At 57.6% G+C, this 13,779-nt stretch carries 12 protein-coding genes; all 12 read right to left on the bottom strand.

Features of this window, described 5'->3' with window-relative positions; all coding sequences use genetic code 11:
- Positions 1 to 10: 10 nt before the first annotated feature.
- Genes nuoN through ACO1VH_RS01155 form a run of 12 tightly spaced genes read right to left on the bottom strand, consistent with a single transcriptional unit; the run spans position 11 to position 13,774 of the window.
- Positions 11 to 1,495 (bottom strand): NADH-quinone oxidoreductase subunit NuoN, encoded by a 1,485-nt coding sequence (gene nuoN / locus ACO1VH_RS01100; RefSeq protein ID WP_486241765.1) that lies wholly within the window; start codon positions 1,493 to 1,495, stop codon positions 11 to 13.
- 40 nt (positions 1,496 to 1,535) lie between these two features.
- Complete coding sequence (locus tag ACO1VH_RS01105; protein ID WP_486241767.1) at positions 1,536 to 3,026, bottom strand: NADH-quinone oxidoreductase subunit M; 1,491 nt, start codon at positions 3,024 to 3,026, stop codon at positions 1,536 to 1,538.
- A 26-nt stretch (positions 3,027 to 3,052) separates the two neighbouring features.
- Positions 3,053 to 5,107 carry an NADH-quinone oxidoreductase subunit L gene (gene nuoL, locus ACO1VH_RS01110; RefSeq protein ID WP_486241769.1) on the bottom strand — a complete coding sequence of 685 codons (2,055 nt, stop codon included), beginning with the start codon at positions 5,105 to 5,107 and terminating at the stop codon, positions 3,053 to 3,055.
- Positions 5,108 to 5,136: 29 nt separating this feature from the next.
- Positions 5,137 to 5,445 carry an NADH-quinone oxidoreductase subunit NuoK gene (gene nuoK, locus ACO1VH_RS01115; protein ID WP_188419103.1) on the bottom strand — a complete coding sequence of 103 codons (309 nt, stop codon included), beginning with the start codon at positions 5,443 to 5,445 and terminating at the stop codon, positions 5,137 to 5,139.
- A 13-nt stretch (positions 5,446 to 5,458) separates the two neighbouring features.
- Positions 5,459 to 6,094: an NADH-quinone oxidoreductase subunit J gene (locus tag ACO1VH_RS01120; protein WP_486241772.1), complete on the bottom strand. Its 636-nt coding sequence runs from the start codon at positions 6,092 to 6,094 to the stop codon at positions 5,459 to 5,461.
- A gap of 42 nt (positions 6,095 to 6,136) precedes the next feature.
- The gene (nuoI, locus tag ACO1VH_RS01125) at positions 6,137 to 6,625 is read right to left on the bottom strand and encodes an NADH-quinone oxidoreductase subunit NuoI (RefSeq protein WP_486241774.1); all 489 of its coding nucleotides are present in this window, start codon (positions 6,623 to 6,625) and stop codon (positions 6,137 to 6,139) included.
- Positions 6,626 to 6,652: 27 nt separating this feature from the next.
- Complete coding sequence (gene nuoH / locus ACO1VH_RS01130) at positions 6,653 to 7,726, bottom strand: NADH-quinone oxidoreductase subunit NuoH (RefSeq protein ID WP_486241776.1); 1,074 nt, start codon at positions 7,724 to 7,726, stop codon at positions 6,653 to 6,655.
- Entirely contained in the window at positions 7,727 to 10,066 is a 2,340-nt protein-coding gene (gene nuoG, locus ACO1VH_RS01135; protein WP_486241778.1) for an NADH-quinone oxidoreductase subunit NuoG, read from the bottom strand.
- Positions 10,067 to 10,122: 56 nt separating this feature from the next.
- Positions 10,123 to 11,418 (bottom strand): NADH-quinone oxidoreductase subunit NuoF, encoded by a 1,296-nt coding sequence (gene nuoF, locus ACO1VH_RS01140; RefSeq protein WP_486241780.1) that lies wholly within the window; start codon positions 11,416 to 11,418, stop codon positions 10,123 to 10,125.
- Positions 11,415 to 11,894 carry an NADH-quinone oxidoreductase subunit NuoE gene (nuoE, locus tag ACO1VH_RS01145; RefSeq protein ID WP_188419109.1) on the bottom strand — a complete coding sequence of 160 codons (480 nt, stop codon included), beginning with the start codon at positions 11,892 to 11,894 and terminating at the stop codon, positions 11,415 to 11,417. Before nuoE ends, nuoF begins: the two co-directional genes overlap by 4 nt.
- A 27-nt stretch (positions 11,895 to 11,921) precedes the next feature.
- Positions 11,922 to 13,175 carry an NADH-quinone oxidoreductase subunit D gene (locus ACO1VH_RS01150; RefSeq protein WP_486241782.1) on the bottom strand — a complete coding sequence of 418 codons (1,254 nt, stop codon included), beginning with the start codon at positions 13,173 to 13,175 and terminating at the stop codon, positions 11,922 to 11,924.
- A 2-nt stretch (positions 13,176 to 13,177) separates the two neighbouring features.
- Positions 13,178 to 13,774: an NADH-quinone oxidoreductase subunit C gene (locus ACO1VH_RS01155; RefSeq protein WP_486241784.1), complete on the bottom strand. Its 597-nt coding sequence runs from the start codon at positions 13,772 to 13,774 to the stop codon at positions 13,178 to 13,180.
- Positions 13,775 to 13,779 lie beyond the last annotated feature (5 nt).

A 13,779-nucleotide genomic window follows, 5' to 3' on the forward strand; every position in this document is an offset into this window, starting at 1 on the left:
GGCGCGACCGTCAGGAAGCCAGCGTCTTGACGATTGCCGATGCGCAGGCAGCCATCAGCGGGCCAGGCAGCAGGCCAAGGGCCAGCACGGCGACACCGTTGACGCTCAATGCCGCACGCACGTCCACGCTTGCCGCGATGACCGTCGTATCGGCCGGCTCATCAAAGTACATGACCTTGACGACGCGCAGATAGTAGTAGGCGCCGATCAGCGAGAACATGACGGCAATGATTGCCAGCCAGATCTGGCCGGTGCTCAACACGGCCTGCAGAACCGACAGCTTCGCATAGAAGCCGACGACCGGCGGCACGCCTGCCAGCGAGAACATCATCAGCAGCATGACCAAGGCAAACCACGGGCTGCGTTGGTTCAGGCCTTTGAAATCGTCGATGTTTTCCGCTTCGAAACCGGCACGCGACAACAGCATGATGACGCCGAACACGCCCAGCGTAGTCAGCACGTAGGTGATCGCGTAGAACATTGCAGAGCCATAGCCGTTGGTCGACGAGCCATCCGCACCAGGCACGATGCCGGACAGCAGGCCCAGCAGGATGAAGCCCATCTGCGAAATCGTCGAATACGCCAGCATGCGCTTGATGTTGGTCTGCACGATTGCCGTGATGTTACCGATAGCCATCGACAGCACGGCCAGGATCGTCAGCATTTGCTGCCAATCGACCGACAGCGCCGACAGGCCTTCGACCAGCAGGCGGATCGCGATCACGAAAGTCGCCAGCTTCGGCGCACCGCCCAGCAGCAGCGTGACGGCAGTCGGCGCGCCTTGATAGACGTCAGGCACCCACATGTGGAACGGCACGGCGCCTAGCTTGAATGCCAAGCCGGCAACGATGAACACCAGACCGAACACCAGCACCGGCTTGTTGATCGCACCGGTGGCGATGGCACGTGCCACCTCCAGCAGATCCAGCGTGCCGGTCGCGCCATACAGCATCGAAATGCCGTACAGCAGGAAACCGGAAGCCAGTGCACCCAGTACAAAGTACTTCATTGCCGCTTCGGTCGAGGTCGCATGATTGCGACGCATCGCCACCAGCGCATACAGCGACAGCGACATCATTTCGAGGCCGAGGTAGATGATCAGGAAGTTGTTGGCCGAAATCATCACCATCTGACCCAGCAACGAGAACAGCGACAGCAGGTAGAACTCGCCGCCCTGCTGGCCGCTCACCATTTGGCGATCGGTCGCATATTGGCGCGAATAGACCAGCGTCAAACCGACGGCAATATACGAACAAACCTTCATCAGGTTTGCCATTGGATCGGAAACGAACATGCCGCCGAATGCGTATGCCGTGGCACCGCTGCTGAAATCGCAGAACGAGAGCACGCCGCATACGGCGAGCGCGATCAACGACAGCGCATAGGTCACGTTGCGCTTGGCATCCGTCAGGAACAGATCGACCAGCAGAATCGCCATGATGGCGCATGCCAGGAAGATTTCGGGAAGGACCGGTGTCAAATTCAGATTATTCATGGTGTCGCAATGTTGGTGCGTTCAGTGGCGTGGCCGCGCGTTAATTGATTTTCGAAATCGCGACGTGCTTGAGCAGGTCGGTCACGGAAGTCTGCATCGCATCGGTGAACGGAGCCGGATACAAGCCCATGCCCAGCACCGCGATAGCCAGCAGAGCAAGCATCAGGAATTCACGCTTGCTGAGATCGGTCAATTCAGCGACGTGCTTGTTGGCGACTTCACCGAAGATGACGCGCTTGGCCAGCCACAGCGAATAGGCTGCGCCCAGAATCAGTGCCGTTGCTGCCAGCAGACCGATCCAGAAGTTGTACTGGACAGCGCCCAGAATCACCATGAATTCGCCGATGAAGCCGGAAGTTGCCGGCAGGCCTGCGTTACCCATCGAGAACAGGATGAAGAAAGCCGCGAATTTCGGCATCGTGTTGACGACGCCACCGTAGTCGGCGATCTGGCGCGAATGCATGCGGTCGTACAGTACGCCGATGCACAGGAACATTGCGCCGGAAACGAAACCGTGCGAAATCATCTGCACGATACCGCCCTGCACTGCCATGTCGTTGAACATGAAGAAGCCCAGCGTAACGAAGCCCATGTGCGCAATCGACGAATACGCAACCAGTTTCTTCATGTCGGACTGAACCAATGCCACCAGACCGATGTAGATCACGGCAATCAGCGACAGCGTGATGATGAAGCCGGACAGGTAGTGGCTGGCATCAGGCGTGATCGGCAGCGAGAAACGCAGGAAACCGTAAGCACCCAGTTTCAGCATGATCGCAGCCAGCACGACGGAACCGCCGGTCGGCGCTTCGACGTGGGCATCCGGCAGCCACGTGTGGACCGGCCACATCGGCACCTTGACCGCAAAGGCCATGAAGAAAGCCAGGAAGATCAGGATCTGCGCATTCAGCGACAGCGGCAGCACATGCCATGCCAGGATGTCAAAGCTGTTGCCCGATTTGAAGTACAGGTACAGCAAGGCAATCAGCATCAGCAGCGAGCCGAGGAAGGTGTACAGGAAAAACTTGATCGATGCGTAGACGCGATTCGGACCACCCCAGACACCGATGATGATGAACATCGGGATCAGCGTCGATTCAAAGAATACGTAGAACAGTAGACCGTCCAGCGCGCAGAACACACCGATCATCAGACCGGACAGGATTAGGAAGGCACCCATGTATTGGGCAACACGTTTCTCGATCACTTCCCATGCGGCGATCACGACGAAAATCGTGATGAAGGCAGTCAGCACAACGAACCACAGCGACAGACCATCGACGCCCAGCGTGTAGTTGATGTTGAAGATTTCGATCCATTTGTGGCTTTCGACGAACTGCATGCCGTGCGCAGCATTGTCGAACTTCTGGATCAGCGGCAGCGTCGCGATGAAGCTGACGATGGCGCCGATTAAAGAAACGACACGCGCAACGAATGGATTGTCGTCACGGCCGATTACCAGAACAAGCACACCGAACGCGATGGGCAACCAGATCGAAAGGCTCAGGATAGGAAATGTTGACTGCATCATGATTTTTCTTTGCTTATTTCGCTAACTTATTGGGCGAACGATGGGAACGGCAGGAAATAAATCAGGAAACCCAGCACGCCGAGAATCATGACAAACGCGTAGTGATAGATGTAGCCGGTCTGGAACGTGCGGACGATCCGCGAGAACCAGCCCACCACCTTCGCACTGCCGTTCACGATCAAGCCATCGATCAATGTACGGTCGCCGACACGCGACAGGCCACCGCCCAGCAGACGTGCGCCATTGGCCCAGAACACTTCGTTGAACTTGTCCATGTAGTACTTGTTGTCCAGCAGCGTATGGATGGCGCGGAACTTGTTGTAGAACCATGCCGGAACGCGCGGATTGACCATGTAGCAGTAGTAGGCAGACACGACACCGGCCAGACCCAGCCAGAACGGCAGCGTAGTGAAGCCATGCAGCGCCATCGCCAGCGCACCGTGGAATTCCTCGTGCAGGCTTTCCATTGCACCGTGGTTTTCGCCGACCGTGATCACGCCGTTGAAGAAGCTGCCGTGCAACATCGGCTCGATTGCGATGTAACCGATGATCACCGACGGAATTGCCAGCAGGATCAGCGGCAACGTCACCACCCACGGCGACTCGTGCGGCTTCTGTCCCGGAGCCAGACCGTGATGCTCGTCATGACCATGGTCATCGTGATCGTCATGTGCATGATGATCGTCGTGCGCATGCGCCTTGCCGAAACGTTCCTCGCCATGGAATACCAGGAAATACATGCGGAACGAATAGAAAGCCGTCACGAACACGCCAGCCAGCACGGCGAAGTTGGCAAAACCGGCACCCGGCAGATGCGTCGCATGGACTGCTTCGATGATGCTGTCTTTCGAGTAAAAACCTGCGAAGAACGGCGTACCGATCAGCGCCAGCGAACCCAGCAGCGACGTGATCCAGGTGATCGGCATGTACTTGCGCAGGCCGCCCATGTTGCGGATGTCCTGATCGTGATGCATGCCCATGATGACCGAGCCTGCGCCAAGGAACAGCAGTGCCTTGAAGAACGCGTGCGTCATCAGGTGGAACACGGCAACCGAGTAGGCCGATGCACCGAGTGCAACGGTCATGTAGCCGAGCTGCGACAGTGTGGAATATGCAACGACGCGCTTGATGTCGTTCTGGATGATGCCCAGGAAGCCCATGAACAGCGCCGTGATCGCACCGATTACCAGCACGAACGACAAGGCGGCATCCGACAGTTCGAACAGCGGCGACATGCGTGACACCATGAAAATGCCAGCCGTCACCATCGTTGCAGCGTGGATCAGTGCGGAAATCGGGGTCGGGCCTTCCATCGAATCAGGCAGCCAGACGTGCAGCGGGAATTGTGCAGATTTACCCATCGCGCCGATGAACAGGCAGATGCAGGCCACCGTCAGCAGCATCCAGTCGGTACCCGGCAGCGTCAGCAGAGCCAGCTCGTCCTTCTTGGCGAAAACTTCGCCGTAGTTCAGCGAGCCGGAGTAAGCGACCAGCAGGCCGATGCCGAGGACGAAACCGAAGTCGCCGACACGGTTGACCAGGAAAGCCTTCATGTTCGCGAAGATTGCAGTCGGCTTCGTGTACCAGAAACCGATCAGCAGGTAGGAAACCAGGCCCACTGCTTCCCAGCCGAAGAACAGTTGCAGGAAGTTGTTGCTCATGACGAGCATCAGCATCGAGAACGTGAACAGCGAGATGTACGAGAAGAAGCGGTTGTAACCCTCGTCCTCTTCCATGTAGCCGATCGTGTAGATGTGCACCATCAGCGACACAAAAGTCACCACGCACATCATCATCGCCGTCAGCGTATCGACCAGGAAGCCGATTTCCAGCTTCATGCCGGCGACCGTCATCCACGTGTAGATAGTGCCGTTGAACGTCGCGCCATCCAGCACCTGCGAGAACGTATACGCAGACAGCAGGAAGGAAATCAGCACGCCGAGGATCGTCACCGAATGCGACGCCTTGCGGCCGATCATGTTGCCGAAGAATTTCGTGCCAAACAGGCCAGCGATCATCGAGCCGACCAGCGGCGCCAGAGGAATGACCAGAAGGAGGTTAGGGTTAAGTTGCCCCGCCATGATGAACCTTATTCGTTATTTATTCGGAATCAGCCTTTGAGGCCGTCAAGATCTTCGACATTGATGGTATCCAGCGTACGGAACATGGAAACCAGGATGGCAAGACCGATCGCAGCTTCAGCAGCAGCCACCGTCAGAATGAAAAACACGAAAATCTGACCGGCTGCATCGCCCAGGAAATAGGAAAAAGCAACGAAGTTCATGTTCACGGCCAACAGCATCAGCTCAATGGCCATCAACAGAATGATGATGTTCTTGCGATTCAGAAAAATACCGACAATCGAAATCGCGAACAGGATCGCGCCGAGAATCAGGTAATGTACGAGCGTCAACTCCACAGCACTCCCCTTCTTACTTTTGTTCTGCTGCAGGCGCAGCGGGTTGGTCGTCGTTGCGCGCCTCGGCTTTCATTTTCACCACGCGGAGACGATCGCTCGACTTCACGCGCACGGCATCGCCAGGTGCGAAATACTTGCTGTCCTTGCGCTTGCGCATCGTCAGCGCCACGGCGGCGATAATCGCCACCAACAGCAGCAGTGCAGCCAGTTCGAACGCATACAAATAGTGGGTATAGATCAACTTGCCCAGCTCTTTCGTGTTGCCGATGTTGGCAGACACAGCCGGTACATCCGTGTTTTCGCGCCAGAAGCCGCGGAACAATACGGCAGCCATTTCCAGAACGATTACCGCGCCCACCGTTGCCGCCAGCGGCAGGTAGCCCCAGAAACCTTCACGCAGCTTGCTCAGCTTGATGTCGATCATCATGACGACGAACAGGAACAGCACCATGACCGCGCCGACATAGACAAGAATCAGCACGATGGAGAGAAATTCAGCCTTCAGCAGCATCCACAGCGCCGACGCCGAAGCGAACGACAGCACCAGAAACAGCGCTGCATGCACGGGATTCCGATCGGTGATCACACGTATGGCAGCGAACGCGAGGATCGCTGAGAACACGTAAAACAGGACAGTTGTAAATTCCATAGTCAGCCAGAAAAGTCAGCGCAATGCTGCCAAATTATCAAATCAACGGTAGGCCGCATCAGCGGCGCGTGCGGCAGCGATCTCAGGCTCGAAACGATCACCGACGGCCAGCAGCATTTCCTTGGTGTAGTACAGATCGCCGCGCTTTTCGCCGTGGTATTCCAGGATGTGCGTTTCGACGATCGAATCGACCGGGCAGGATTCTTCGCAGAATCCGCAGAAGATGCATTTGGTCAGATCGATGTCGTAGCGCGTCGTACGGCGCGTACCGTCGTCACGCTGATCCGATTCGATCGTGATGGCCATTGCCGGGCAGACTGCTTCGCACAGTTTGCAGGCGATGCAGCGCTCTTCACCGTTCGGATAGCGACGCAGCGCGTGCAGACCGCGGAAACGCGGCGACTGCGGCGTCTTCTCTTCCGGGAACTGGACAGTGATCTTGCGTGCAAACATGTAGCGGCCGGTCAATGCCATGCCCTTGAACAGCTCGCGCAGCATCAGACTGCCGAAAAAATCCTTGATTGCTTCCATTTTCTGGCTTCCTCTACTAAGCCTTGATTAATTCCAGATATTCAACGGCGTCTTCATCCAGATCGCGACGATCAGCAGATAGATCAGCGTCAGTGGAATGAACACTTTCCAGCCCAGACGCATGATCTGGTCATAGCGATAACGCGGGAACGACGCACGGAACCAGACGAAACAGGTGATGACGAAGAACGTCTTCAAACCCAGCCAGATCCAGCCCGGAATCCACGTGAACGGCGCGAAGTCAAACGGAGACGACCAGCCGCCCAGGAACATCAGCGACGCCATGATCGCGATCAGCCACATGTTGGCGTACTCGGCCAGGAAGAACATCGCGAACGACATGCCCGAATATTCGACCATGTGACCGGCAACGATCTCGGACTCGCCTTCCACCACGTCGAACGGGTGACGGTTCAGTTCCGCGGTACCGGACACAATGTAGATGATAAACATCGGCAGCAGCGGCAGCCAGTTCCACGACAGGAAATTCAGGCCCATGTCGGCGAAACGACCGGTCGTCTGCGTCGTCACGATTTCGATCAGGTTCAGACTGCCGGACACCATCAACACGACGCACAGCACGAAGCCCATTGCGATTTCATACGAAATCATCTGTGCCGATGCACGCATCGCACCGAGGAATGCATACTTCGAGTTCGACGCCCAGCCAGCGATGATGATGCCGTAGACTTCCAGCGAAGTAATCGCCATCACGAACAGCAGGCCGGCATTGACGTTCGCCAGCACGGTTTCCGGACCGAACGGCACGACAGCCCATGCCGCCAGCGACGGCATGATGGTCATGACCGGCGCGATGACAAACAGCGCCTTGTTGGAGCGCGCCGGAACGACGATTTCCTTCAGCAACAGCTTGACGCCGTCGGCGATCGGTTGCAGCAGGCCCAGCGGACCGACACGGTTCGGGCCGTGACGCACATGCATCCAGCCGATCACCTTGCGCTCCCATAGCGTCATGTAAGCGACAGCCCCCATCAACGGCGCCACGATGGCGACAATCTTGACGATATTCCAGACCAGCGGCCAGTAAAAGCCGAACAGAGACTGGCCTGTCGCGTGGATGGATACGAACAGTTGATCCATTTACGCTTTCTCCACACTGATAGAACCGAACATTGCGCCAAGATCGGCGGTCTCTTGACGACCTGCCGCTACACGCACCACATTTGCCGGCAGAGCCGCATCGATAGCTGCGATCAACGTCGCTGCACCACTGCCCTGCTTGACCGCCACCTTGTCGCCGGCAGCAACGCCCAGCTTGCCCGCCAGATCGGCAGACAGCCATGCCTTCGGCGCTGCAGCGTCAGTCGTTTGTTGCAACGGCTCCGAACGACGCACGATCGCGTCGGTGGCATAGATCGAAACATCGGCCACACGCTCCAGCTGCATGCCCGCAGCGGTGACAGCTGCCTGCGGTGCAGCATTGCCGATATTGTTCAGACGCGACTGCAGGTCGGCATCAGCCGGTACCGACGTACCGAGAATCTCGTTGCGGATTGCTTCCGAAGTTTCGTACTCGAAACCGTTCAGTTCCAGCAGATTGCCGAGTACGCGCAATACCTTCCATGCTGGACGCGTATCGCCGAGCGGTTTGACGGAACCGTTGAAACTCTGCGCACGGCCTTCTGCATTGACGAACGTGCCGGACGTTTCCGAAAACGGCGCGATCGGCAGCATGACGTCGGCGTAATCGGCGCCTTGCTTGAACGGCGACATCACGACGACCATTTCCGCCTGGCCCAGCGCATTGCGCGCGACTTGCGGATTGAAGCTGTCGAATTCCGGTTCCGTATGCAGCAACACATAGGCCTTGCGCGGTTGTTCGAACGCCTGCGCGGCATTCGCACCGTTTGCACCCGGCAATGCATTCGCCAGGTAACCGCCGACGGTATTGGCTGCTTCGGTCAGGAAGCCGAATTTGGCTTCCGTGTTCTGTGCAATCCATTGCGCTGCAGCGTGCAGCTTGGCTGCTTGCGGGTGCTGCAGGACGGCGTTGCCGAGCAGCACAGCTTTCGGCTCGCCCGACAGCAGGCTTGCCGCGATCTGCTTGGCTTCAGCCGACGCTTCGATTTTTTCGTAACCGGCCGGCGCAGCGATACCGCGCGCCTGTGCCACTGCCACGATGACTTCGCTCAGAGCGGCCAACCAGTCGGATGGTGCCTTGATCATCTTGTTGGCGATCGGCATCAGCAGATCGTCGTCCGTTGCGTGCAGGATGCTGACGCTGGCGCCCTTCTTCACGGCCTGACGCAGACGTGCCGACAACAGCGGGTGATCCTTGCGCAGGAAGGAACCGATCACGAAAGCGCGCTTCAATGCAGCAAATTCGTTGATCGACATGCCCAGCCAAGGCTTGACCGATGCGTCCAGCGAGAAATCGGATTGGCGCAGACGGAAATCGATGTTTTCAGAACCGATGCCGCGCACCAGTTTCTGCAGCAGCGACAACTCTTCCAGCGTGGAATGCTGTGCAGCCAAAGCAGCGATAGCGCTTGCGCCATGCTCATGCTTGATATTGCGCAGGCCGTGCGCGACGTATTCAAGCGCGGTCTGCCAGTCGGTTTCCTGCCATTGGCCGCCCTGCTTGATCATCGGTGCAGTCAGACGATCCGCGCTGTTCAGCGCTTCGTAGGAGAAGCGATCCTTGTCCGAAATCCAGCATTCGTTGACGTCATCGTTTTCCAGCGGCAGCACGCGCATCACCTTACTGGCCTTGACCTGCACGATGAGGTTGGAACCGACGCTGTCATGCGGGCTCACCGATTTTCGGCGCGACAGTTCCCACGTACGGGCGCTGTAGCGGAACGGCTTGGACGTCAATGCGCCGACCGGGCACAGATCGATCATGTTGCCGGAAAGTTCGGAATCGACCGTCTTGCCGACGAATGCAGTAATTTCGGAATGCTCACCGCGATTCAGCATGCCGAATTCCATCACGCCGGCGATTTCCTGACCGAAGCGGACGCAGCGCGTGCAGTGAATGCAACGGCTCATTTCCTGCATCGAGATCAGCGGACCGACATCCTTCGGCACAACCACACGCTTCTCTTCAGCGTAACGGGACGACGAATCGCCATAGCCGACAGCCAGATCCTGCAGTTGGCATTCACCACCCTGGTCGCAGATCGGGCAATCCAGCGGGTGGTTGATCAACAGGAATTCCATCACGCCCTTTTGCGCCTTGACCGCCTTTTCGCTGTGCGAACGCACGATCATGCCCGGAGCGACCGGGGTCGCGCAGGCCGGCAACGGCTTCGGTGCCTTCTCGACCTCGACCAGGCACATGCGGCAGTTGGCCGCGATGGACAGTTTCTTGTGATAGCAAAAATGCGGGATATACGTGCCGAGCTTGTTGGCAGCGTCCATCACCATGCTGCCTTCCTGCACTTCTACCTTCTTGCCGTCTATTTCGATTTCAACCATGGCTTTGCTTTTTCTGCGTCAGTGTTCTCACTACGTCTGGTAACGAAGTGCAGTGCTTATACGTAAGCGGGCACCAAGCAATGCTTATGCTCGATGTGATACACGAACTCGTCGCGGAAGTTCTGGATCATCGCGCGAACCGGCATTGCGGCAGCATCGCCCAGCGCACAGATGGTGCGGCCCTGGATGTTGTCGCAGATGTTGTTCAGCAGATCGAGGTCTTCCGGACGTCCCTGGCCGTTTTCGATGCGATGCACCATGCGGTACATCCAGCCCGTGCCTTCGCGGCATGGCGTGCATTGGCCGCAGGATTCTTCAAAGTAGAAATAGGACAGGCGCAACAGCGACTTGACCATGCAGCGCGTCTCGTCCATCACGATGACCGCGCCCGAACCCAGCATCGAACCGGCCTTGGCGATCGAATCGTAGTCCATTGTGCAATCCATCATGACGTCGCCACGCACCACCGGTGCCGACGAACCGCCAGGGATGACCGCCTTGATCTTCTTGCCGCCGCGCATGCCGCCAGCCAGTTCCAGCAGTTCGGAAAATGGCGTGCCGAGCGGGATTTCATAGTTACCCGGCTTCTCAACGTCGCCCGAAATCGAGAAGATCTTGGTGCCGCCGTTGTTCGGCTTGCCCAGCGCTGCATACGCCTCGCCGCCCATCTTCATGATGAACGGGACGGCAGCGAAGGTCTCGGTGTTGTTGATGGTGGTCGGCTTGCCGTAGAGGCCGAAGCTGGCCGGGAACGGCGGCTTGAAGCGCGGCTGGCCCTTCTTGCCTTCGATCGATTCGAGCAGCGCAGTTTCTTCGCCGCAGATGTAGGCGCCATAACCGTGGAACGCATGCAACTGGAAGTTGAATGCCGAGCCCATGATCTTGTCGCCGAGGAAACCTGCAGCACGCGCCTCTTCCAGCGCCTCTTCGAAACGCAGGTAGTCGGCGAAAATTTCACCGTGAATGTAGTTGTAACCCACCGTGATGCCCATCGCATAGGCACCGATCGCCATGCCTTCGATCAGGGCATGCGGGTTGTAGCGGATGATGTCGCGATCCTTGAAGGTGCCCGGCTCGCCTTCGTCGGTGTTGCAGACAAGGTATTTCTGGCCTTCGTAGTTCTTCGGCATGAAGCTCCACTTCAGACCGGTCGGAAAACCTGCGCCGCCGCGACCGCGCAGCGACGATGCCTTGACTTCAGCAATGACCTGATCCGGCGTGATGCCTTCGGTCAGAATGCGGCGCAACGACTCGTAGCCACCGCGCTTGACGTAATCTGCCAGATGCCAGTTGCTGCCGTTCAGGTCGGCAAGGATCAGCGGCTTGATGTGACGATTGTGCAGGCTGGTCATTTCTTCAGTTCCTCTACCAGTGCATCGATCTTCTCGTTCGACATGAAGCTGCACATACGATGGTTGTTGACCAGCATCACCGGCGCATCGCCGCAGGCACCCATGCATTCGCCTTCCTGCAGCGTGAACTGGCCGTCTGCGGTCGTTTCACGGTAATCGATACCGAGCTTTTCTTTCAGATAGTGCGCTGCACGCTCACCACCGGACAACAGGCACGGAAGATTGGTGCAGACCGAAATCTTCGCCTTGCCCACCGGCTTGGTGTTGAACATGTTGTAGAAAGTCGCGACTTCCTGCACGGCGATTGCCGGCATGCGAAGGTAATCGGCCACTTCCTGCATCACCTCAGGCGACAGCCAGTTGGTTTCTTCCTGCGCGATGGCAAGTGCAGCCATCGTGGCGGATTGCCTCTGCTCGGGAGGGAATTTGGCGATCTCGCGATCGATCCGTTTGTACGCTTGTTCAGATAACAGCATCTTTATGCCTCTACTCATTGCCCGCGATCAGCGGTCAATCTCACCAAACACAATATCTTGCGTGCCGATAATGGTCACCGCATCGGCGATCATGTGGCCCTTGGCCATTTCGTCCAGACCCTGCAGATGCACGAAGCCCGGCGCACGAATCTTCATGCGATACGGTTTGTTGGCACCATCCGAAACCAGATAGATGCCGAACTCGCCCTTCGGATGTTCGACGGCTGCATAGGCTTCGCCCGGCGGCACGTGGAAACCTTCGGTGAAGAGCTTGAAGTGGTGGATCAGCTCTTCCATGTTCGACTTCATGTTGACGCGCGACGGCGGTGCAACCTTGTGGTTGTCCGTCATCACCGGACCCTGATTGTTGCGCAGCCACTCGACGCATTGCTTGATGATGCGGTTCGACTGACGCATTTCCTCGACGCGCACCAGATAGCGGTCATAGCAGTCGCCATTGGTGCCGACCGGAATGTCGAAATCCAGCAGGTCGTACACTTCGTACGGCTGCTTCTTGCGCAGATCCCATTCGATGCCGGAACCGCGCAGCATCGGGCCGGTGAAGCCCATTGCCTTCGCACGCTCAGGCGAAACGACGCCGATGCCGACCAGACGCTGTTTCCAGATACGGTTGTCGGTCAACAGCGTTTCGTATTCGTCGACATAGGTCGGGAAGCGATTGGTGAAATCCTCGATGAAGTCCAGCAGAGAGCCCTGACGGTTCTCATTCATCTGCTTGATCGCCTTGGCGTTGTGGATGACCGATGCCTTGTACTGCGGCATCGCATCCGGCAGGTCGCGATAAACGCCACCCGGGCGATAGTAGGCAGCATGCATGCGCGCGCCGGAGACGGCTTCGTAGCAGTCCAGCAGATCTTCACGCTCGCGGAATGCGTACAGGAACACGGCCATTGCACCGACGTCCAGTCCATGCGCGCCGATCCACATCAGGTGATTCAGGATGCGCGTGATCTCGTCGAACATGACGCGGATGTATTGCGCGCGCAGCGGCACCTCGATGCCGAGCAGCTTCTCGATTGCCATCACATACGCGTGCTCGTTGCTCATCATCGACACGTAGTCGAGACGGTCCATGTACGGCACGGATTGCAGATAGGTTTTCTGTTCGGCCAGCTTCTCGGTTGCGCGGTGCAACAGGCCGATATGCGGATCGGCACGCTGGATCACCTCACCGTCCAGCTCCAGAACCAGACGCAACACGCCGTGCGCCGCCGGATGCTGCGGACCGAAGTTAAGGGTGTAATTCTTGATTTCAGCCATTTTTATTTCACCCCGTACTGTTCTTCGCGAATCACGCGCGGCACATTTTCACGCGGCTCGATCGTGACCGGCTGGTAAATCACGCGCTTCTGCTCCGGGTCATAGCGCATCTCGACATAGCCCGAAATCGGGAAATCCTTGCGGAACGGATGACCGATGAAGCCGTAGTCGGTCAGAATGCGGCGCAGATCGTTGTGGCCTTCGAACAGCACGCCGAAGAAGTCGAATGCTTCGCGCTCGAACCAGTTGGCCGACGGCCAGACGTCCGTCACCGAAGCAACGACCGGCAGCTCGTCGTCGGGTGCAAAAACACGCACGCGCAAACGCCAGTTGTGCGAAATCGACAGCAGATGCGAAACGACCGCAAAACGCGGACCTTCCCAAACGCCGTCGCCGTACGTCGAATAGTCGACGCCGCACAAATCGATCAATTCTTCAAAGCGCAAGTCGGCATGATCGCGCAAGGTGCGCATGGCCGACAGGTAATCGCTGGATTTGACAACGATGGTCACTTCGCCGAGGGCCACCGTCAGAGTCTGGAGTTGCTCGCCCAATGCATTGCGCAGGGCTGCTTCGAGGAGTTCTAGTTTGGTCGTCATTTTGG

Source organism: Oxalicibacterium sp. (assembly GCF_057353965.1).